Source organism: Nitrospira japonica, assembly GCF_900169565.1.
Lineage (GTDB): Bacteria > Nitrospirota > Nitrospiria > Nitrospirales > Nitrospiraceae > Nitrospira_C > Nitrospira_C japonica_A.
This window is the reverse complement of record NZ_LT828648.1, coordinates 1,479,985-1,498,090: the sequence shown is the minus strand read 5'-3', so window position 1 is coordinate 1,498,090 and position 18,106 is coordinate 1,479,985. Positions and strand designations below refer to the sequence as shown.

General features: G+C 60.2%; 21 protein-coding genes. 10 read left to right on the top strand and 11 right to left on the bottom strand.

Annotation, left to right across the window (positions count from 1 at the left end; genetic code table 11):
- Positions 1-11 precede the first annotated feature (11 nt).
- The gene (locus NSJP_RS07195) at positions 12-566 is read left to right on the top strand and encodes a hypothetical protein (protein ID WP_155969969.1); all 555 of its coding nucleotides are present in this window, start codon (positions 12-14) and stop codon (positions 564-566) included.
- Here NSJP_RS07195 and larB read toward each other — a convergent pair.
- Both larB and NSJP_RS07185 read right to left on the bottom strand, forming a co-directional pair.
- Positions 563-1,339, bottom strand: a complete 777-nt coding sequence (gene larB / locus NSJP_RS07190) for a nickel pincer cofactor biosynthesis protein LarB (RefSeq protein ID WP_080886233.1) — start codon at positions 1,337-1,339, stop codon at positions 563-565. The two genes, NSJP_RS07195 and larB, sit on opposite strands and share 4 nt — an antisense overlap.
- The gene (locus NSJP_RS07185; protein ID WP_080886232.1) at positions 1,336-2,352 is read right to left on the bottom strand and encodes an NAD(P)H-dependent glycerol-3-phosphate dehydrogenase; all 1,017 of its coding nucleotides are present in this window, start codon (positions 2,350-2,352) and stop codon (positions 1,336-1,338) included. The genes larB and NSJP_RS07185 overlap by 4 nt, the downstream gene beginning before the upstream one ends.
- A gap of 310 nt (positions 2,353-2,662) precedes the next feature.
- On the opposite strand from NSJP_RS07185, the gene NSJP_RS07180 reads away from it, so the two are divergent.
- Both NSJP_RS07180 and NSJP_RS07175 read left to right on the top strand, forming a co-directional pair.
- Positions 2,663-3,364, top strand: coding sequence for an outer membrane beta-barrel protein (locus NSJP_RS07180; RefSeq protein WP_080886231.1), 702 nt, complete (start codon positions 2,663-2,665; stop codon positions 3,362-3,364).
- Positions 3,365-3,437: 73 nt separating this feature from the next.
- Positions 3,438-3,809: a zinc ribbon domain-containing protein gene (locus tag NSJP_RS07175; RefSeq protein WP_080886230.1), complete on the top strand. Its 372-nt coding sequence runs from the start codon at positions 3,438-3,440 to the stop codon at positions 3,807-3,809.
- A gap of 45 nt (positions 3,810-3,854) precedes the next feature.
- Here the strand turns inward: NSJP_RS07175 and NSJP_RS07170 are convergent, their stop codons facing one another.
- From NSJP_RS07170 to truD, 3 genes are all read right to left on the bottom strand, one after another.
- Complete coding sequence (locus tag NSJP_RS07170) at positions 3,855-4,655, bottom strand: dimethylarginine dimethylaminohydrolase family protein (protein ID WP_080886229.1); 801 nt, start codon at positions 4,653-4,655, stop codon at positions 3,855-3,857.
- Between the two features lie 159 nt (positions 4,656-4,814).
- Positions 4,815-6,059, bottom strand: coding sequence for an ornithine cyclodeaminase, nickel-pincer nucleotide-dependent (locus NSJP_RS07165; protein ID WP_080886228.1), 1,245 nt, complete (start codon positions 6,057-6,059; stop codon positions 4,815-4,817).
- A gap of 83 nt (positions 6,060-6,142) precedes the next feature.
- A complete protein-coding gene (truD, locus tag NSJP_RS07160; RefSeq protein ID WP_080886227.1) occupies positions 6,143-7,171 on the bottom strand; it encodes a tRNA pseudouridine(13) synthase TruD in 1,029 nt (342 codons plus the stop codon).
- Positions 7,172-7,261: 90 nt separating this feature from the next.
- Between truD and NSJP_RS07155 the strand changes: the two genes are divergently transcribed.
- Both NSJP_RS07155 and NSJP_RS07150 read left to right on the top strand, forming a co-directional pair.
- Positions 7,262-7,894: a hypothetical protein gene (locus NSJP_RS07155; protein WP_080886226.1), complete on the top strand. Its 633-nt coding sequence runs from the start codon at positions 7,262-7,264 to the stop codon at positions 7,892-7,894.
- On the top strand, positions 7,891-8,748 hold the full coding sequence (locus tag NSJP_RS07150; RefSeq protein WP_080886225.1) for a metallophosphoesterase: 858 nt from the start codon (positions 7,891-7,893) through the stop codon (positions 8,746-8,748). Before NSJP_RS07155 ends, NSJP_RS07150 begins: the two co-directional genes overlap by 4 nt.
- 18 nt (positions 8,749-8,766) lie before the next feature.
- Here the strand turns inward: NSJP_RS07150 and NSJP_RS07145 are convergent, their stop codons facing one another.
- Positions 8,767-9,405 (bottom strand): HEAT repeat domain-containing protein, encoded by a 639-nt coding sequence (locus NSJP_RS07145; RefSeq protein ID WP_080886224.1) that lies wholly within the window; start codon positions 9,403-9,405, stop codon positions 8,767-8,769.
- An 18-nt stretch (positions 9,406-9,423) separates the two neighbouring features.
- Between NSJP_RS07145 and NSJP_RS19205 the strand changes: the two genes are divergently transcribed.
- The 3 genes from NSJP_RS19205 to NSJP_RS07135 are packed head-to-tail and all read left to right on the top strand — an operon-like array spanning position 9,424 to position 10,865.
- Positions 9,424-9,570: a hypothetical protein gene (locus tag NSJP_RS19205; RefSeq protein WP_155969968.1), complete on the top strand. Its 147-nt coding sequence runs from the start codon at positions 9,424-9,426 to the stop codon at positions 9,568-9,570.
- A 53-nt stretch (positions 9,571-9,623) separates the two neighbouring features.
- Complete coding sequence (locus NSJP_RS07140; RefSeq protein WP_231989507.1) at positions 9,624-10,088, top strand: MarR family winged helix-turn-helix transcriptional regulator; 465 nt, start codon at positions 9,624-9,626, stop codon at positions 10,086-10,088.
- Positions 10,089-10,109: 21 nt separating this feature from the next.
- A complete protein-coding gene (locus NSJP_RS07135; RefSeq protein WP_080886223.1) occupies positions 10,110-10,865 on the top strand; it encodes an MBL fold metallo-hydrolase in 756 nt (251 codons plus the stop codon).
- 136 nt (positions 10,866-11,001) lie between these two features.
- On the opposite strand, the gene NSJP_RS07130 is transcribed toward NSJP_RS07135, so the two are convergent.
- The 4 genes from NSJP_RS07130 to NSJP_RS07115 form a co-directional block, all read right to left on the bottom strand.
- Positions 11,002-11,865, bottom strand: a complete 864-nt coding sequence (locus NSJP_RS07130) for a transglutaminase-like domain-containing protein (RefSeq protein WP_080886222.1) — start codon at positions 11,863-11,865, stop codon at positions 11,002-11,004.
- Positions 11,866-11,931: 66 nt separating this feature from the next.
- The gene (locus tag NSJP_RS07125; protein ID WP_080886221.1) at positions 11,932-12,711 is read right to left on the bottom strand and encodes an ABC transporter permease; all 780 of its coding nucleotides are present in this window, start codon (positions 12,709-12,711) and stop codon (positions 11,932-11,934) included.
- A gap of 78 nt (positions 12,712-12,789) precedes the next feature.
- Positions 12,790-13,761, bottom strand: coding sequence for an ATP-binding cassette domain-containing protein (locus tag NSJP_RS07120; protein WP_080886220.1), 972 nt, complete (start codon positions 13,759-13,761; stop codon positions 12,790-12,792).
- A gap of 5 nt (positions 13,762-13,766) precedes the next feature.
- Positions 13,767-14,456: an LON peptidase substrate-binding domain-containing protein gene (locus tag NSJP_RS07115; protein ID WP_080886219.1), complete on the bottom strand. Its 690-nt coding sequence runs from the start codon at positions 14,454-14,456 to the stop codon at positions 13,767-13,769.
- Positions 14,457-14,629: 173 nt separating this feature from the next.
- On the opposite strand from NSJP_RS07115, the gene NSJP_RS07110 reads away from it, so the two are divergent.
- Complete coding sequence (locus NSJP_RS07110) at positions 14,630-15,757, top strand: lipocalin-like domain-containing protein (RefSeq protein ID WP_080888531.1); 1,128 nt, start codon at positions 14,630-14,632, stop codon at positions 15,755-15,757.
- 378 nt (positions 15,758-16,135) lie between these two features.
- Here NSJP_RS07110 and NSJP_RS07105 read toward each other — a convergent pair whose 3' ends face one another.
- Positions 16,136-16,696: a YdeI/OmpD-associated family protein gene (locus NSJP_RS07105; protein WP_080886218.1), complete on the bottom strand. Its 561-nt coding sequence runs from the start codon at positions 16,694-16,696 to the stop codon at positions 16,136-16,138.
- Between the two features lie 346 nt (positions 16,697-17,042).
- Between NSJP_RS07105 and NSJP_RS07100 the strand changes: the two genes are divergently transcribed.
- A complete protein-coding gene (locus NSJP_RS07100) occupies positions 17,043-18,080 on the top strand; it encodes a WD40/YVTN/BNR-like repeat-containing protein (protein WP_155969966.1) in 1,038 nt (345 codons plus the stop codon).
- The last annotated feature ends 26 nt before the right edge of the window (positions 18,081-18,106 follow it).

The following is an 18,106-nucleotide window of genomic DNA, read 5'->3' as shown; positions in this document are numbered from 1 at the left end:
CAGACAGCCGCATGTTGGTGTCGCTCCCTGTCCCAGAGAAGACCGTAAAGACCGGCGTGTCAAGCCGTGGCGCTCGTGGCTGGCTCTGCCTTTCTCTGGCGATCCTGTTCCTCACGTCGGGACCGGTCCTCGCGAAATCAAAAATTCCCCGGACGCCGCGGCCGGAACCGGATCTGAAGATCCTGGAGTTCAAGATCAATCCGACGCCGTACAATGCATCGGCGGGCCAGTTGGAATTCTCCGCCGTGGTGCAGCTCCCGAAGGACTTGGACGGCGCAACCCTGCTCGAGATCTCATCGCTGCTGACGTCTCCGTCCAAGACGTCGATCCGCTTCATTTCCACGCGCAAGCCGCTCGACGATCATGAGATTCCCACGGCCACTCACACGGAGTTTCCGCGGCTTCCCATCGTCCTGACCTGGGATGGGATGGACCACCAGAAGATGCCGGCCAGTGCGGGCCTGTATCATTACGAGATGCGTGCCAAGCTCCTGGCCAACGGCGAGAAGGGGCCGAGAACGCTCATGGTCTCCTGGCCGAAGCGGGGAACGATCGAGGTGCGTTAGCCGGCGCGGCCCGGGTCATCACCGTCGGTGCCAAGCACATTGATCCGGTGCGCCAGACATCCGGCGCCGAATCCATTGTCGATGTTCATCACGCCGACGCCCGCCGCACAGGAATTCAGCATGGTCAGCAAGGCCGCCACTCCTCCGAAACTGGCTCCATAGCCGCGGCTCGACGGCACCGCCACGACCGGACAGGATACGAGCCCGCCCACGACGCTCGGCAGCACGCCGTCCATGCCGGCGATCACGATGATCACCCTCGCCGCCAGCAAGCGGCTGCGGCGATCCAGGAGCCGGTGAATCCCGGCTACGCCGACGTCATAGAGCGTTTCGACCCGGCTTCCCATGGTTTCCGCCGTAATTTTGGCTTCTTCCGCGACCGGTACATCCGACGTTCCCGCCGTGACGACCAGCACCAATCCAACCGGCCGGACGCCGGGATCACGGACGGCGACGACGCGGGCATCCTTGTGATAGAGGGCCCGGCGGTGCAGCCTGGTGATGACCGCGGCCACCTCCGGGGTCGCCCTTGTCGCCAAGAACGGCCGGTGATGCTTGAGCAGGGATTTGGCGATGCTTCTCACCTGAGCCGGCGTTTTTCCCTCGCAGAGTATGACCTCGGGAAATCCCTGCCGGATCGCCCGATGATGGTCGAGCGAGGCGAAGCCCAAGTCCTCGAACGGCAGGGAGCGAAGTTGGTCCAGGGCCTGCGGGACCGACAATCGTCCGAGGCGGACACGCTCCAACATCCGTTCGAGAGTCTGCCTGGTCATGCGATGCCCTTCTCCGGTTTTGCGCCACGTTCCATCAGATCGGTCACGGCGCGACGACAGGACTTTCCATCGAACAACACGGCGTTGATTTCCTGTACGATGGGCATCTCGACTCCCGACCGGCGGGCGAGCCCGAGCGCGGCCCTTGCGGTTCGGACCCCTTCGGCCACGGCCTGCATGCCGCTCAACACCGTTTCCAGCTTTTCCCCCCTGCCCAACCGGACCCCGACCGTATGGTTGCGACTCAAAGTTCCGGTGCAGGTCAGCACCAAATCCCCGACCCCGGACAGGCCGTAAAAGGTTCTGGGATCCGCACCCATCGCCGTACCGAGGCGGACCATTTCGGCAAGGCCTCTGGTAATCAGCGCCGCCCGCGTGTTGTGGCCGAGGCCCAGGCCGTCGACGACTCCAGCGGCCAACGCCATGACGTTCTTGAGCGCGCCGCCCAGTTGGACTCCGATGAGATCGCTGTCGGCATAAATCCGCAACGCCGAGGTCATGCACGCGGCTTGAAAGGCGGCAGCCAGTTCACCGTCGCGGCCGGCCAGGCACAGCGCGGTCGGCTGGCCTTGGCTCACCTCTGCGGCAAAACTCGGTCCTGAGAGGACCAGAATTCGGTCACGCATATGCCGGGGAAGCACGTCGTCCATGATCTGGGATATCAACTGAAGTGAATCTTCTTCCACCCCTTTGGTCGCGCTGATGACCGGAATGCCCGAAGAAAGAAGCGGAGCCATCTCTCGCAACACGGGACGGGCGACATGCGACGGAACGGCGAACAGGAGGCCGTCGCAATCCTGCACCGCCTCTCCCAGAATATTGGTGACGGCCAACGACCGCGGCAACATCACACCGGGAAGAAAGAGCCGGTTTTCGCGTGACGCGCGAATCGACTCGACGACCTCCCGTTCATAGGCCCATAGCCGTACGAGCAGCCCTTTCTCGGCCAAATGCTTGGCGAGGGCAGTTCCCCAGGCTCCGGCACCGATGACTCCGATACGTGTGATTGGCATGGTGACTAGATTTCAGGTCGGAGCTGCCCTGCGCTGATTCGGGCAGCCGCACGTTGGTGGAAGCCGATTATAGAAATCCGCTCTTTCCGCTGTCAATCGACGAGTGTTCACAACCCGTACAATCAGAGTGACGAAACAGACAGTGCGGAAAGATGAGTCGACCCGATCGGCGCATATTCAGGCCCTTGGGTCGCAGGCAGATGGCACATGGCTTGCTCACCCTCTCCTGGATTTCACAATTGTCTTCGCGGGAATCCGATCGACCGATAGGATATCCCCGAACTACACAAAGCCAGCGAGGAACCGACACATGCGCATCATACGACTGAGCAGTTGGCCGATCGGATTGGCGACGATTCTGAGCTGCACGTTCGCACTGACGACTTCCCTGCGGGCGGAGACCTACGTCGGCGGCCAGGTCGGGATGACGTTCCCACAACCCCTGAGCAACGGCGAAGTCACACAGAACGGCATCGGAGGCCTCACCATCGACTCGGACCAGGCGTTGAAGAACTCGATCATGCTGGGAGCCAAGCTCGGTCATTATTTCTCGAAAGCGCGTTGGATCGGCGTCGAGACCGGCGTGTCCTTTGCCAACCCCCACATCAAGCAGGGACCATTGACGCTCAGCGGTCCCGGCGGAACAGCCAACCTGGGAACGTTCTCCGGCGTCTATCAACGCATGATCATCTGGGATGTGGCGACGCTCATGTTCCGATACCCGAAATACCGTTTTCAGCCTTACGTCGGCGTGGGACCGGCGCTGTTCTTCGGAAAACTGACCGGTCCGACCGCTCCTCCCGGGCAGTCGGCGACGAACATCGGCCTCAACGTGGAAGGAGGAGGCCGCTACTACCTCACCCGCAAATGGGCGCTGTTCGGCGAGGCCCAGTATCATTGGGCCAGAATGAACTACTCATCGAACGATAACAATCCCGCCGCGGATCCGTTCGCATTCAAGGCCAACTATGGAGCATTGAACCTCAGCCTCGGCGTCAGCTTTCATTTCTGACGGGCGAGGTTTCCAGGAATCTGCCATCTGGAAAATTGCCGCGATTCCGTGTAGCCTGCCACGGCAATCGCCTATGAAACTCTGTCCATCCTGCCGTCGAGAACTCCCGGAGCTGAACCGGTATTGCACGCAATGCGGCCAGCGTCTCGATGCCTATTCATTTCAGGATCAGCCGCCGGCGGCGGCCAAGCCGGTCGCGCCTCAAGATACACCGGAATCCTTGAATCTTCGTGCCCTGTATAGCATGGTGGCCGCTCTCATCCTGGCCGTGATCTTTCCTCCCTGGGAAGCCCCTCCTTCGCAGGAACCGGAATTTCTCGGGCTTCGATTCATGCTTGATCCTCCGGCCCCTGACGCCATCGTCAGCCGCCTATTGTTGACGATCGAACTCGTGACGATCGCCATCGCCGGGCTGTACGGTGCGTTTCTACTCAGGAAGAAATAAGAGTATCGGGCGATTCGAGAACGCAGCACGCGGCCTTTCTGAGTATCATGAGAGCGCCAACGTCAGGCATTTGGCAGACCCGCCCGACTTCATGAATTCGTCCAGCGGGAGGGAATAAGGCTGATAGCCCTGAGACTCCAGGAGGGTCATGGTCTTGGGACAATTCTCGGGGAGTACCACCTGCCGGCCAATGCACACCGCGTTGCAGGCAAACTTGAGCGCCTCCTCCTCCGGCACCTCGAGCCGCCGCCTGCCATCGAGCCGTTCCTTGATCGTGGCTCGCCCATAGTCGTCGAACGCAGGCGGGTAGTACAACAACTCTCCTCCGCTCAACGGGCAGAAGCAGGTGTCCAGGTGATAGAATCGACCGTCCACCAATTCGAGCGGGAGTATTTCTTTTCCGAAGAGATCGCTCAAGACGGGAAAGGCGCGAATGTCCGACCGCTGCCGGTAACCCCCGAACCAGCCGTCGGGAAAACCCAGAAGATCCCCGGCGCCTTCGAAGTATAGCCCTTCATCCAGAGTCGTCACGCCGTAGCCGTGCTCCCGGAACCAGGCTTCGAAATGGGTTTCTTCGGGCCGCCGCTCGGGATACCGGAACCGGCTTGGAACAGCCTTCCCCTCGAAGACCACGCCGGCATTGGCGGTGAAGACGAGATCCGGCAGGCCCGAAACCGGCTTCATCCGCTCGAGCGTCGCGCCCAACTCCGTTTCCAATACGTGGACGAGGCGATGCCACTGTGCGATCGCCCGTTCTGTGTTGACCACGTTGGACCGGTGCATCCACGGATTGATCTCGTAATCGACGGCAAAGTAGTCCGGCGGACAGACCAATAGCCGGCTCATCCCATGACTCCGTACGAATTGTGGTCAATCTCGTGCCTCATGCGCCGGTCTCAGTCATTCGAATGTCTGAGCGGCATCGGCTCATCGCAGGGTCTTCCTGACAGGTACCGCGACATCCATCGAAGGTGCTCGCAAAGGTGCTCGCGGAAGATGCTCGACTTACAGCACCGCACCCAGGATGCGCGCGAGTTCCCGAAGGAATGAGGCCGCATCCATGACCAACCCGACGGCTTGAAAACTCCCTCGGTCGGCCAACTTGGTGGGGACGGCCGGATTCACGTCGACGCAGACCGTCGGAACCATGGCCGGCAACAAGTTGCCTGTCGCGACGGAGTGAAGCGTGGACGCGACGAGCAACGCCAATCCGACTCCTGGGATCGCCGCCCGCATCGCCGCCTGTGCACGAATCGAATCCGTGATGACCCCGGGCAACGGTCCGTCATCGCGAATCGTACCGGCCATGACGATTTGCACCCCTTGCCGAACACACGCTGCCATGATTCCCTGTTTGATCACCCCGCGCTCGACGGCGGTGGCAATGCCGCCAATGGCGCGTATGCGATTGATCGTCCGCAAATGATGCTCATGTCCGTGCGGGACGGCTCGGCCGGCCGAGAGGCCGTACCCCAAGGAGGTGCCGTACAGGTCCGCCTCCATGTCGTGGGCCGCCAGGGCGTTGCCGCAGAACAGCACCTGGATGAAGCCCGCCTCGATCAACCACGTCAGGGCCTCTCTCCCTCCCGCATGAATGATGGCGGGCCCACCCGCCAGCAGGACGTGGCTGTCAGGAAGTCCCTGCCGGCTTCGGTCACGCAGGATCTTCATCCGCGAGGCCACGTCGGCGATGATGTGACCGTGCGGCCGCTCGGCTGAAACCTGCGACTCCATGAAGCTGAAGACATCGTGCTCCTGGGGACGTTGGAGCGGGCTCACACGGACGCCGGACCGGCCGCACACGACCAGTTCACCCCGCCTCACATCACCCATCGGAGCCGCTCGAACACGCCCGGCCTTCGGATCCACGACGATCCCAAGATCCATCTCGATGCGCTCGACATCCAGCCATCGGCCCTCCAACCGCACCTGGGTCGGCAGGTGCGTCGTGGCATAGAAGTCTTCCGGGAACACCCCGTCGGTCGGAGCGGGCTCATAGTGACAGTCGGTTTCACGCTCGACGGCGGCGCCATGAGGCTGGACGGCGCGAAGAATGTCGGTCAAGAGCTGAGAGGACGAGGCCCGCACGAGAATGCGTGCGAGGGAAGGCTCCTGTCTGGTTTTCCCGATCGACACATCGCGCAGATCGAACGTGCCGCCCATCATCAGAATCGTATCCAGCACTTTCGCCAGAATCAGCGAATCGATGATGTGGCCCTTGAGGACGACAGTTTCCTGCGCTTCTGCCATACGAAGTCTCTCATCGATTTTATCATGCGAGGCCAATCGGCGCAGGAGAGGAACCGTTACACGGCGGGGTAGGCGGATGCCCGTTACTCGGGAGTCTTCATGAGCTCCCGGAGCACATTGGTCGCGTACGCGCCCGGGGGAAGGGGAAAACCCAAGGTCAACACGTTGCCGTCCAAAGCCCACTCGACCTGATCCAATTTCGCGCGCAACGGCCGACGTTCGCCTCGAAATCCGCAGGCCTTGGCGGCTTCCGTGAGACCCTCCGGTGTCGCGCCGTTTTCGCTGACCACTTCCCGCTCAATTATTCCCGGCTCCCCATCCGCCCAGGACACACGCGAGCCGAACAGAATCCCCGTCGGACTGATCTCGAATCGATCCGCCCGTGGCTGCTCCTGCTCGGCGTTTTCGACCGGAAAACACGCCCCGTTCTCCGTTTTCATTGCCCAATCGCCGGCGAACACCCGGTCCAACCGATCGACCCGCCGGGCCAGAATTTGATTGAACAGGTGAGACTGGAGACTGTTCAGATACCACATGCGCTTGGCGCGGCTCATCTTTCGGCGCCTGGCCTCGTCCGCCAAGAGTTCGGCCCCAACCTGATAATTGTCTCCGCGCCTGCCCTGCCGCTGCGGACCGAAATAATTGGGCACCCCCCGCTCCTGGAGTATCTGCAACACCAGCGGCACCGTCCGATGCGCGTGGTCTTCCAGATCCCGAATCACCAGTCGGAATCGGTTCCCCGCATGATGTCCGGGGCGCAGCCGGTTGCGGTGCCGGCCCAGAATCTCCACTGACAACACCTGTTCGTCGATCTTGATCCCGGCCGCGCGTTCCGCGGTGACGCCATGCAGAGACAGCATTTGAGTCGTGACGGCCCGTGCATCCTTGAGACCGGCGGATCCAATGCCTTGCACCTTGACGCCCAAGACCGACGAGAGTCGACGAATCAGATCCGGCGTGGACAGTAATCGCTTGGCGACCTTGATATAGAGATGCTCGCCTTCCCCGCAGGGAAGATACAAAGGCATCTCTTCCACCTGAAAATCCTCCGGGACGACCCTGATGCGTCCGCCGATCCCGGGAAGTGCGGCGGTGAGATAGGGATGGCTCATGACAACCTCATTGCGTACCGTCGACGAAGACGCCCGTAACCGGTCGGCCTGGCCGTCAGATTTCGACACCCGTCATGGTATACTTTGCACATGCTGGCTCAGCGTTTGCGATGCACACGTCCGGCCGCCCCGGTCGTTATTTTTCTCGCCGTCACCGCCGCGTTCACCTCTGCGCAAGCGACGCCGGCGATCGACGATAGCATTTTCCCGCGATTCTCACGGCACGTCATCCGTTATGTCCAGCGGGACAAAGTGGCTTTCGCCCAAGCCAGTACCTGCTTGTCGTGGTTCTACAAAGGAACCAAGACCCCTCCGCCGGTCGTTCAAGGCATTCACTGGCAGCCGAGCGCCTTTTCGAAGCCGGAAAAGGATTGTCCGGCCATCTACCCGAAAGGCATGGATGCAGCGAGGGATGATTTCGCCAAAACCCAGGCCCAACTGTCCATCGGTCTCACGGTATATGAACTGGCCCTGGTGGCCGATCGAAACGACGATTATACGTATAATGCGACCGAGCTTCGCGATCTTTTTGCGTCCCTCTCGCTGACACTGGACCCGAGCGATCCGACGCAGGGTCCCGTGGCCACTCTCACGGAACGATTCGACCGTTGGTATCAAGTCCGCAGTCTCGACGAAGTCATGACAGGCATGAGTCTCCTCTACGACCAAGGATATCGGGTCACGGCCGGGGACCGGGCGGACCTGGATCGGATCATGAAATGACGGTCCGGCAGATCAGTTGGCCCGATCGCATCCGTTCGTGGGTCGGATCCTGTTTGAGTGAGCCGCTCTATCGCCTTTTCAGCCTGGTACCGGACTTGGAAGTCGGTCTGGGCCAGCACGAAGTCACCACTATCACGCAAGTCCATGGCCCGCTCGCGGGACGCCGCGCCGTTCACCTGACCGATTTGCACCTCGACCGCTACCAACCGCGCCATGACCGAATCGTCGAGGCGGTCCAGGAACTTTCGCCGGATTGGATCTTCATTACAGGCGACCTGTTGAATGTTCCGGAAGGGCTGCCGCATCTGTTTCGCTTTCTCGCCAACTTGCGTTCTGTCGCTCCGGTTTTCGTCACCCTGGGAAATCACGACCATTACAGCGGGGTCCCACCGTCTGATTTTTCACGCTTGGCGGACCGTCACGGAATCACGCTGCTGGTGAACCAGACCGCCTACATTCCGACCGGTGTCGGGGAACTGGCCATTGCGGGAGTGGACGATCCCAGTCTCCATCGCGCCGATCTTTCGTGCGTCCCTCCGCCCGCACACCGGCGCTTTACGCTGCTCCTGGCCCATGCGCCGAACATCCTCGACCAGCTGAGGGAACATCATGCCGTCGATCTCGTCCTCTGCGGGCATAGCCATGGCGGTCAATGGCGGTTTCCCGGCATCCCTACGTTCTGGCTTCCCCCCGGCTGCAACGGTCGAATCGCGGGAAAGCATGAGACCAGCCGCCACCGCCTGTATATCAACCGGGGAATCGGGTGGTCGTTCATGCCGTTTCGGTACCGCTGCAAGCCGGAAATCGGGGTCATCGATTGGGTGAATGAGCAGGCGGGTGCGCGGGCGGCCTGAGAATCCGGTGTCTCTGTCCTAGGTACCCATCCTCATCCGCTCCACCGCCTCGCGTGCACGGCTGCGGACGGTTTGATCCCAATCCTCCTCCATCAGACGCACCAACCGATCGCGCGTCTCGGCCGCGCGAAGACGGCCCAAGCCCAATGCGGCGCAGGATCGGACATAGGCATGATCGTCTTCCAAAGCCTTGATCAGGAGGGGAACGATGCTTTTATCCTGCAGAACACCCAGATGGCTGGCAGCCATTCCACGGATGCGGTGCTGCTTGTCGCCGAGCGAGCGTTGAAGCGTGGTTGAAAAGAGTTCCTTCAGAGCCGGGATGACCGGCTCCAACCCTTCGGTCCGATATTCGTTCACTTCGATCAATGCGAACGCCACCTCCAACTGCTTGTCACGAGCGGTCTCGCGCTGAAACAGGGCCATAAGTCGCTCTCGCCGGCGCCGCTTGGTCTTCCTCCGGCGAACGGCTCTCACCAGCACCCACACGGCCACGCCGATCAGGATACCGGCGAAAGCGAGTGGAATCGCCTGGTCGATCACGTACTCCTGCGTCTCCAGGTCCAGGCGCTTCCAGATCCAGACGCAGGCGATCACCGCGCCCAACAGAATGAAGATCGACGTGAGGTTGACCTGACCGGACTCTGACCGCTTCATCGGAGCCGCATCATAGGTATGGGAACGTTATCCGTCAACGGACAGGCGCAACAGGAGATGCTGCGCGCGGCCGTCTCTTTCATCGAGGACGGTCTGGTTGATCCTCGAATACGCGCGTCGAACGAGCATTGCTTCATCGCGCGCATTCCGCGAGCCGGAGGATGACCGGACCGTCCCTTGCTCGCTCTTGACGCTTCGTTCTAGTACGGACTACTCTGATGGTTATGGAATTACCCAACCCGAAAGACGATCCCCATCTTCGTGTGCTTCGCCCGCTCGTGGAAACCTACCTGGCATTCTGGCGTATCGACAGCCGGCACATCCGAACGATGCGGTTGACGCCCTCGCAATTCGACGTCATTGCCACGCTCGGCGACACGGACGGCATGACCTGTTCCGAGCTCTCCGCGCGGACACTCGTGACCAAAGGCACTCTGACGGGCGTACTGGATCGCCTGGTCAAAAAGGGATTGATCCGACGCGAGCAGGTCGTTCAAGACCGGCGAAGCATCAAGATCACGCTGACGGACAAAGGGACCGTCCTCTTCAGAAAGACCTTTGCGGCTCACATCGCGTTCCTGAGGCCCTATTTCGAACGCGCATTGAATTCAGAAGAAGCGGAGACGGCGCGCGTCCTCCTGACCAGGTTGCGCGACAGCTTTGATCAACCGGTGTCTCCGTAACCCGAGGTATGCTCTGAGACCATGCAGTTGACGATTCTCGGCTCCGGCACGAACCTGCATCCTACGCGCGCGGCCGCAGGCTACCTGGTCCGGACAGATCAGACGCTGCTCCTCGATTTCGGACCGCGGACGTTGACGAACCTGCTGAAGACCGGTCTGAACCGTCACCGGATCACCCATATTCTCTTCTCCCATTTTCACGCCGACCACTTCTCGGATTTCATCACTTTTTTTTTCGATGCGGTGATCTATATGAAATACGGAGGAGGCTGGCGGCCGGACCTGACGCTGATCGGCCCGCGCGGATCGAAACGGCTGCTTGGAACGATCATGGCCACGTTCCCGAGCTTTTCCGCCCCGCCTTTTCGTGTGTTCTTCAAAGAAGTGAGTGACCGCAGTTTCATGATCGGAGAGACGCGGATCGCTCCCCGTGTCATGACCCACGTGCCGGATCTGCATTGTGTCGGCTATCGCGTCGAATACCGCGGCAAGACCGTCGCCTACTCAGGCGATACCCAATACTGCGGCAATCTGCTGCGGCTATGCGACGGGGCCGATGTCGCGGTGCTCGATTGCTCCTTCCCCGCGAACAAGCCGGGAGCAGCGCATCTGCATGCGGGGCAATGTGGCCTGGCTGCGAAGGAGGCGGGGATCGGGCGCCTCGTGTTGTCTCATTTCTATCCGATCGCCGAACGGTATGACGTGCGGGCACAGGCGGGAGAGGAATTTACCGGACCGATCACGATCGGGAAGGATCTGTTGACGATCAGAGTTTAACGCCCGTGAAGACAGGGACAGGCCGCGGCCGCGCCGGAGCCAGTCCCTTACCGAATTGCAGGCTGCTCACAATCGTTTTGCGCAAGGCCGCAACGAGCGAAAAGGCGAGTCGCACGTTTGCTGGTACGTCGAGTCTTTAAAGACCGCCTTCGCGGTTGTCACACCCCAGGATCTCGATAAACCGGTTCAGACGGGACTTTCTGATCGGATCGTCGAGTTTGGCGTAAATGGCCAACAGGTTCTTGGTCATACGCGAGAGGATCGCGCGAACCGGGCTTTGCTGCAGATACTTCTCGTCGAACCCGTATCCGGCTTCGGTGAGAAACCGCTGACAATTCTTCTCGGTGAGCAAGGCTCCGCCGTTGAAGCAATCGACGAAGATCTTGTATCGATCCGACTCGTACTTGACCAGAAAATGCCCCGGCATGCCGATCCCGTGGACCGGAAGGCGCAGCCGCTTTCCGATCAGGAGGTAGATGACCGACAGACTGATGGGAATGCCGGTTCGCCGGTCGATCACGCGGTTCAGATAGCTGTTCTCGACCTCGTAATAGTTCTTGGTGTTTCCCTTGAAGCCCTGTTCCGTAAAAAGGTACCGGTTCAGCGTCTTGACGGTTTCTTCTCCTGACGCGCGCGGGCCTATGCGGTCCTGTACCTCTTGGGCCATCTCGTCGAGCAGCCGGGTATAGATCGGCACGTCGAGCGAGGGATACGCGTACCGGGCGATCAAAAACCCGCCCTGTTCCAGATCCACTTGATCATCCGGTCCAGCGACGAGGCGAAGCAGCTCGTCTTCGAGTTTGCCTCCCCGAATCTCTTCCAAGACGGAGGCGATCCGTTCGGCCATTTCCGGCTGTTCGATTTCAGCTTCCTGGAGAAGGGGGACCGCGGAAGGACCGATGTCGATCAGCTTGTCGCTGATCGTCTGGACGATTCTCTCATCCTCATCGGCCAGCAATCTGATGAGGGCTCTAATCTGACTCTCTGGAATGACCACCATGGTGAACTCTCTACCACCCCGTCGGCAAGATGGTCAACGCCGCGACCGCTGCGGAATCGATGCGCGCTAACCCATCGCGCGGCGAAAGGCTTTGGCCCCGCCGTACAGACACAGCGCGTCGAAGACGATCATCACCACTACGACCATTCCCACGTGCGGAAGCGCGTCGGCCCAACTCGAGAGGATCAAAGGCCGCACGGCATCGATGGCCCAGGTCATGGGATTGAACTGGGCAAGAAATCCCATCCATCCCGGCATCGCCGCGAGCGGCACCAATGCCGAACTCAAGAATATCATGGGGAGCGACAGAAACCCGAGGACAGAGAAGAAATCCCCGTGACTTTTGACAGAGAAGGCCATGGCCATCGAGATCGCCGTCAATCCGACGCCGAACAAAATGCCGATCAATAAGATAACGGCGATGCCGAGCAAGCCGGTCGCCGGACGGACGCCGAACAGGAACGCCACGCCCAGGATGACCAGTACTTGAAGCGAGGTGATCGTCATCACAAAGAGGAACCGGCTCAGGATGACGGAACTCCGGCGGATCGGCGTGGACATCAACCGCTCCAGGAACCCGTTTTCCTTGTCGAAGAGGAGATCCACCCCTCCGGCCAGTCCGTTGTTGAGCACCGTCATGACGACGACGCCGGCCGCAAGGAAGCTGATGTAGTTCGGAGCCTGCATGACCTGCGAGTCGGCGGCGCGTTGGAACAGATTGCCGAAAAAAATCAGCCAGAACAGCATCGGCTGGACCAGCGTAAACAGCATGCTGAATTTTTCACGGCTCAACCGCCGTACCCACCGCATGGTCAAGGCATGAATTTCTTGCCAGTACTCGTTCATCGTTTCCTAGGGGGGTTTGAGTTCTATGTTTGGAAGTGTAAGTTATCGATAGCGAACTGAACCCTACAAAATGAAAACCTACTCACTGCCCGCATTCGGAGTTTCCTCTTGGATGCGGCGCCCGGTATGGGCGATAAACACGTCGTCCAGCCGCGGACGGTTGTATCGGATGAACTTGAGCCCGCAGCCCAGCCGGTTTGCAGACTCCAGAATCGCCGGCAACGCTTTCTCGGGCGACTCGACCCGGATGTCCAATCCTGTGGCCGTCGCGTTGACGGCTCGAATCGCCGGTTGACCCTTGAGCGAAGAGGTCAGGGCCTGAATGCGATCGGTCTCCTTCAACGTCAGGGAGACGATGTCGCCGCCGAGCCCGACCTTCAGCTCGACCGGAGAACCGATGACCTTGATCGTCCCCCCGTCGATGATCGCCAACCGGTCGCACAGCTGATCCGCTTCGTCCAGATAGTTCGTCGTCATGACGACGGTCATTCCTCTGGCCTTCAGCATGCGGATGTAATCCCAGATACGGAGCCGGCTCTGGACGTCCAGACCCAACGTCGGTTCGTCCAGAAAGAGAATCTTCGGATTCGGGAGCAGACCGCAGGCGATGTCGAGCTTGCGTTTCATGCCCCCCGAGTAGGTCTTCGCCGGACGGTCGGCGTGCGATTCCAACTCCACCAGCTTCAGCAATTCGATGATCCGGCGACCCGCTTCGGCCTTCGGCAGATGGTAGAGGGCGGCCAGCAGTTCCAAATGCTCGCGTCCGGTCAAGAACCGGTCGATGGCCCGCTCCTGCGGGACATAGCCGATCAACTGCCTGACCGTATCGGCATCCCTGACCGAGTCGTGTCCCAGGATGCGCGCGGAGCCGGATGTGGGCGCCAGCAAAGTAATCAGCGTGCGCAGCGTCGTGCTCTTTCCGGCGCCGTTGGGCCCGAGCAGTCCGAAGATTTCTCCCGTATAGACTTGAAAAGAAATGTCGGTTACGGCCGCATGGCCGTCGTAGGATTTGGACAGATGAGAGACGTCGATCGCGATCGCCCGGTCCATAGTGTCTATCCCCACCCCTTTACGCCGTGGCGACCGTGCATGAGAAAGTGAATCAAATCACAGAGGCGGCGCGCCTGTTGATGAAGGCTTTCGGCTTCCAATAGAAATTGTTTTTCCAAGGCGGTACAGCCCAGATAGGACGACAAGGTATGAACCAGGATCTCGTCGCTGATGTCATCACGAAACCAGCCTTGCCAGGCCACCGCGTCTTCGCGGGTCTCGAGGTAGTCTTCGAGCACCGACACGAGATGCTTGCGGAGGCCCTCTTCGAGCACGGATTCCGACGGCCTGGTTTTGACCTGAATATTGGCCTGCCGATAGGCCTTGTCATAAGACTCTTCCGCTACCTCGAACCGTTCGAGTCCCTGCAGAAGAATATTGGACCGGCCATCCCCGAGAGGCTGCACGCTCACCAGCCGGCCGACACATCCCATCGAATAGATTGGAGGATTTCCGTGGTAGCCCGGTTCCCAGCCTTCTTTGAGCAAGGCCATTCCAATACATTGGCCGGCCACGACGGCATCGTCAACCATTTGACGGTAGCGAGGCTCGAAAATGTGCAGCGGCAGATAGGTCTTGGGAAACAAGACGACGTTCGGTAATGCAAAAATAGGAATACGGCTGGGAATGGGGAATGACGGCCCACGGTCCCGTCCCGGGGATCCGGGCGGATCCCGTTCCTGATCGGTTTGCATGGCTCACGATAGCCGATGGCCGGCAAAATTGTCAACGGCGGACGTGACGGATCAGCCCGATTCGTAACGCATAAACATATTGTCAATAGCGGGGATTTATCACTTGCACTCCGCCGTGCTATAAGCGCATGGCTCCGACATCTTACGACGTCAGGCATTCACCGTTTATGCAAATGGAGACTTCAAACCGACGATGCTGGTGGTGGGCTCTTCCCGCCCTGCCGCTGCTGGCCACGCTCACGTTCGCGGCCAAGGTCACCGACGAGTTTCGACCCGCCACGAAGGGGTACGTCTATCAGTTCCCGCGCGACCATGGGTCACATGACGAGTTCCGTACCGAGTGGTGGTACTACACAGGCCACCTTGCCACGGCGACCGGACGCCGGTTCGGCTACCAGCTCACATTTTTCCGGCGAGGCGTGCCGAAAGAACAGATCACAACCTTTCCATCGCAGTGGTCCATTTCTCACCTCTACCTGGCCCATTTCGCCGTGACGGACCTCGACGGCAGACAGTTCCGGTACGCCGAGAAACTCAGCAGGGCGGGACTTGGCAAAGCCGGAGCGGATTCCGATCGGTTGCACGTCTGGATCGATCGCTGGAGCGCTGAGGCGCACCCGGACCCGGTGCGCCATCGGCTGCAGGCAGCCGATCAGGATCTGGCTCTCGCTCTCGATCTGACGCCCGACAAACCGCCTGTCGTGCATGGCACGGGCGGGATCAGCCGAAAAGGGGCGGCCCAGGCTCAGGCTTCCCATTATTATTCGTTCACCAGCATGGCTGCGGCCGGCCAACTGAGGATCGGCCACGAATCGTTCGACGTGACCGGCACAGGCTGGATGGACCATGAATTCGGCTCCGCCGATCTCGGTGAGGACGTAGTCGGATGGGACTGGTTCAGCCTGCAGCTCTCCGATCGCACGGAGCTCATGCTCTATCGTCTCCGCCGAGCCGACGGATCGGCCGATCCGGTCTCCAGCGGGACCTTCATCGACAAGGACGGGACCCCACAGCACTTGGCCTTCAAGGACTTGAAACTTGAACCGTTGAGCCGTTGGACGAGCCCGGCGAGCAAGGCCGTCTATCCGCAACGCTGGCGCCTGACGGTCGCGTCAAAACAACTCTCGCTTGAATTGGCTCCGCTGATGGCCGAACAGGAGTTGACGACGACCCGCAGCACACAGGTTACGTACTGGGAAGGAGCGATCGACGTCACCGGTACGGTTCAGGAAAAACCGATCACCGGAAAGGGATACATGGAGCTGACCGGCTACGCGGAGCGGTTCACGAAGAAGTTGTAAGAGTGGGTTGGAGTGGAGACGATGTGGCCCCTGCTCCGGCACTCCGGCTCGACCACACTACGTCTCTCGTCTGCTCGACGTCGAAACTCGTTTCGCTCCAAGCTTCGCTTGAGCGAAACATCGAACCTCGACATCGCCAGCCAATGGCTGGTCGCATCCGCTCGACAAATGTGGTACCCGAGCCGAAGCGCAAGTCGCAGGAGCCTCACCATCTCTACTACCGTCTAGGGCTGGGAAAGTAGGCGAGCTCCGATCTCCCCTGCGACCTCCCGCAAGTCGCCAGCAGCGCTCACCATCTGTCGTAGGAAGATCGCCGTCTTTCATTGCTATTCTGCGAGCCTGCCTATCGTCGTGTCTCGACGTCGCCCAACGCCTGAATCAAGCCGCGCCGCGATGTGGCGTCGGTGCGCTGAAGCTTTTACTGTAGAACCCGGATGGATCGAAACAGCAGACCCGTTTTTTCCCGGAAGCCAGCATGTCACACGCATCGTCTATCCGGCTCTTGCGAGTCTTTGCCTGTTTCGCAGACTCAACCCAGTGTACCCAGTCTATCCGGGCAATGGTTGTCGTGGCATCCCATATCGCCTTGGCCTTCGGGGAAGCGGCAAGCGCTGCTTGGAAGTCTGGCGGCAGCTTCGGTTCCGGCTCCTTCGCCATGGGAGCAATCTTCAGCGTAACCGTCTCTCCTATCTCTACGCCAGAAGCTTCACGCAGCGCTTTGCTGACCTTTAACCAATGGCTCAATTGCCCATCCGGCTCTAGCGTGGCGTGAAAAAGGTGGCCGTTGATCGTTCCTTCTACGCTTGTTCTGCCGCGCCGTGGCAGCTTTTCACTTGCGGATTTTGGCAGAACCAGAAAGGCCCAAGAGCTCGCCTTGCCCGACTTGGCCGGGCGAAGCAGTGTTGCCTTGAAACGCGACCTTTTCGCGACTTGGCTCATAGGTGGTTACCAATAGCACCGAAAGGCCGCCATCACGCTCGTGCGTTTCGCACGTCGCGTGCAGCAACTTGGGCTGCCGGGGTCAGTCCCTCCACATAAGCCAAGGCTGCGGTGAGACTGCTATCGGACAACGATGTTGACCCGAGCGGAGTGACCGAGCTGAGAAAGAAATGGCTCGCAATCTTCCGAACTCCTTCTCCATCAACGCCGATTCCGCTTATCCTCTTTAAGTCCCCTTCGTCTGTCAAGGCGACAAGGAGATGCGTCAGTTGAGTGACCCGCTATCCCTTCGCTTGAATCCCCCTGTTGACTCCCCTCTTCCCCTGTGGTTACGTCTCCCCCCACCATGCGTCTCATTCCTCGCATGTCGCTGCTGGTTCCCGTCGTCCTTCTGCTCATCGTTTGTATGACCGGCTGCCAGAAGGACAGCGAGGCGATCGTCTCGATCGCGCTCCATCCGACCAACTCCAACATTGTCTACGTGGCCACCAACGACGCCGTCTATAAGACCCGCGACGGCGGCCGGCTCTGGGAACGTTTCCCAAGCTTCAGCGCCAGGCGCGTGACGACGGTGGCTCTCGATCCGCAGCTTCCCGCCACCGTGTACGCCGGCACCATGGGTGATGCGGTCTATAAGAGCCCCGACGGGGGACAGCACTGGCTCCCGCACAATGTCGGACTCAAGGAACACGTCTCCTTCGTCAACCAATTCGTGTTCCACCCGGTGCTGAGCGAGAAGATCTATGCGGCCACGACGGTCGGCGCCTTTTACACGAAGGATGCGGGCCGTGAATGGGAAGAACGGATGAACGGCATGAAAGAGGTCCATATCGTGACCTCCATCGCGATCAATCCGAAGGATCCGACGATTCTCTATGGAGGCACCACCGGCGGCGTCTATCGTTCGGACGACGCCGCGATGTCATGGAAAAAGGTGAACACTGGACTGATCCCGGAAAGTGAACTGATGGCCTCCATGGCCTTGGGCGTCAATGCGATCGAGATCGACCGGATAAATCCCGACGTCGTCTATGCCGGAACGACCAAAGGACTCTTCCGCACCGCAAACAAGGGAACCGAGTGGAACCGCATCGGCCAGTCCCTGCCCGACCCTTTTGTCAGCAGCATCGTGATTCATCCGACGCAACCCTCGGTGGTCTACATCGGCGGCCCGGGCGGCGTCTGGAAATCCACCGACAGCGGTGCCACGTGGCAGGCGATGAACCAGGGACTGTCCACGCTGAACATCCGGGCCCTGGCCATGTCGCGCCAGAACCCCCAAACGCTCTACGTCGGAACCAACGGCAGCGGGTTGTACCGCTCCACGGATGGGGGCACCACGTGGACGCCTCTGCCTCTCACAACCGCGCCTGCTCGAACCTAGCGGAAGTATCTCGTCGTTCGTATTTC

Excerpts from the sequence above, each read along its gene's own strand:
- NSJP_RS07195 (WP_155969969.1), top strand. The coding sequence starts at position 12 with ATGTTGGTGTCGCTCCCTGTCCCAGAGAAGACCGTAAAGACCGGCGTG.
- larB (WP_080886233.1), bottom strand. The coding sequence starts at position 1,339 with ATGACCAGGCAGACTCTCGAACGGATGTTGGAGCGTGTCCGCCTCGGA.
- NSJP_RS07185 (WP_080886232.1), bottom strand. The coding sequence starts at position 2,352 with ATGCCAATCACACGTATCGGAGTCATCGGTGCCGGAGCCTGGGGAACT.
- NSJP_RS07180 (WP_080886231.1), top strand. The coding sequence starts at position 2,663 with ATGCGCATCATACGACTGAGCAGTTGGCCGATCGGATTGGCGACGATT.
- NSJP_RS07175 (WP_080886230.1), top strand. The coding sequence starts at position 3,438 with ATGAAACTCTGTCCATCCTGCCGTCGAGAACTCCCGGAGCTGAACCGG.
- NSJP_RS07170 (WP_080886229.1), bottom strand. The coding sequence starts at position 4,655 with ATGAGCCGGCTATTGGTCTGTCCGCCGGACTACTTTGCCGTCGATTAC.
- NSJP_RS07165 (WP_080886228.1), bottom strand. The coding sequence starts at position 6,059 with ATGGCAGAAGCGCAGGAAACTGTCGTCCTCAAGGGCCACATCATCGAT.
- truD (WP_080886227.1), bottom strand. The coding sequence starts at position 7,171 with ATGAGCCATCCCTATCTCACCGCCGCACTTCCCGGGATCGGCGGACGC.
- NSJP_RS07155 (WP_080886226.1), top strand. The coding sequence starts at position 7,262 with ATGCTGGCTCAGCGTTTGCGATGCACACGTCCGGCCGCCCCGGTCGTT.
- NSJP_RS07150 (WP_080886225.1), top strand. The coding sequence starts at position 7,891 with ATGACGGTCCGGCAGATCAGTTGGCCCGATCGCATCCGTTCGTGGGTC.
- NSJP_RS07145 (WP_080886224.1), bottom strand. The coding sequence starts at position 9,405 with ATGAAGCGGTCAGAGTCCGGTCAGGTCAACCTCACGTCGATCTTCATT.
- NSJP_RS19205 (WP_155969968.1), top strand. The coding sequence starts at position 9,424 with ATGGGAACGTTATCCGTCAACGGACAGGCGCAACAGGAGATGCTGCGC.
- NSJP_RS07140 (WP_231989507.1), top strand. The coding sequence starts at position 9,624 with ATGGTTATGGAATTACCCAACCCGAAAGACGATCCCCATCTTCGTGTG.
- NSJP_RS07135 (WP_080886223.1), top strand. The coding sequence starts at position 10,110 with ATGCAGTTGACGATTCTCGGCTCCGGCACGAACCTGCATCCTACGCGC.
- NSJP_RS07130 (WP_080886222.1), bottom strand. The coding sequence starts at position 11,865 with ATGGTGGTCATTCCAGAGAGTCAGATTAGAGCCCTCATCAGATTGCTG.
- NSJP_RS07125 (WP_080886221.1), bottom strand. The coding sequence starts at position 12,711 with ATGAACGAGTACTGGCAAGAAATTCATGCCTTGACCATGCGGTGGGTA.
- NSJP_RS07120 (WP_080886220.1), bottom strand. The coding sequence starts at position 13,761 with ATGGACCGGGCGATCGCGATCGACGTCTCTCATCTGTCCAAATCCTAC.
- NSJP_RS07115 (WP_080886219.1), bottom strand. The coding sequence starts at position 14,456 with ATGCAAACCGATCAGGAACGGGATCCGCCCGGATCCCCGGGACGGGAC.
- NSJP_RS07110 (WP_080888531.1), top strand. The coding sequence starts at position 14,630 with ATGGAGACTTCAAACCGACGATGCTGGTGGTGGGCTCTTCCCGCCCTG.
- NSJP_RS07105 (WP_080886218.1), bottom strand. The coding sequence starts at position 16,696 with ATGAGCCAAGTCGCGAAAAGGTCGCGTTTCAAGGCAACACTGCTTCGC.
- NSJP_RS07100 (WP_155969966.1), top strand. The coding sequence starts at position 17,043 with ATGCGTCTCATTCCTCGCATGTCGCTGCTGGTTCCCGTCGTCCTTCTG.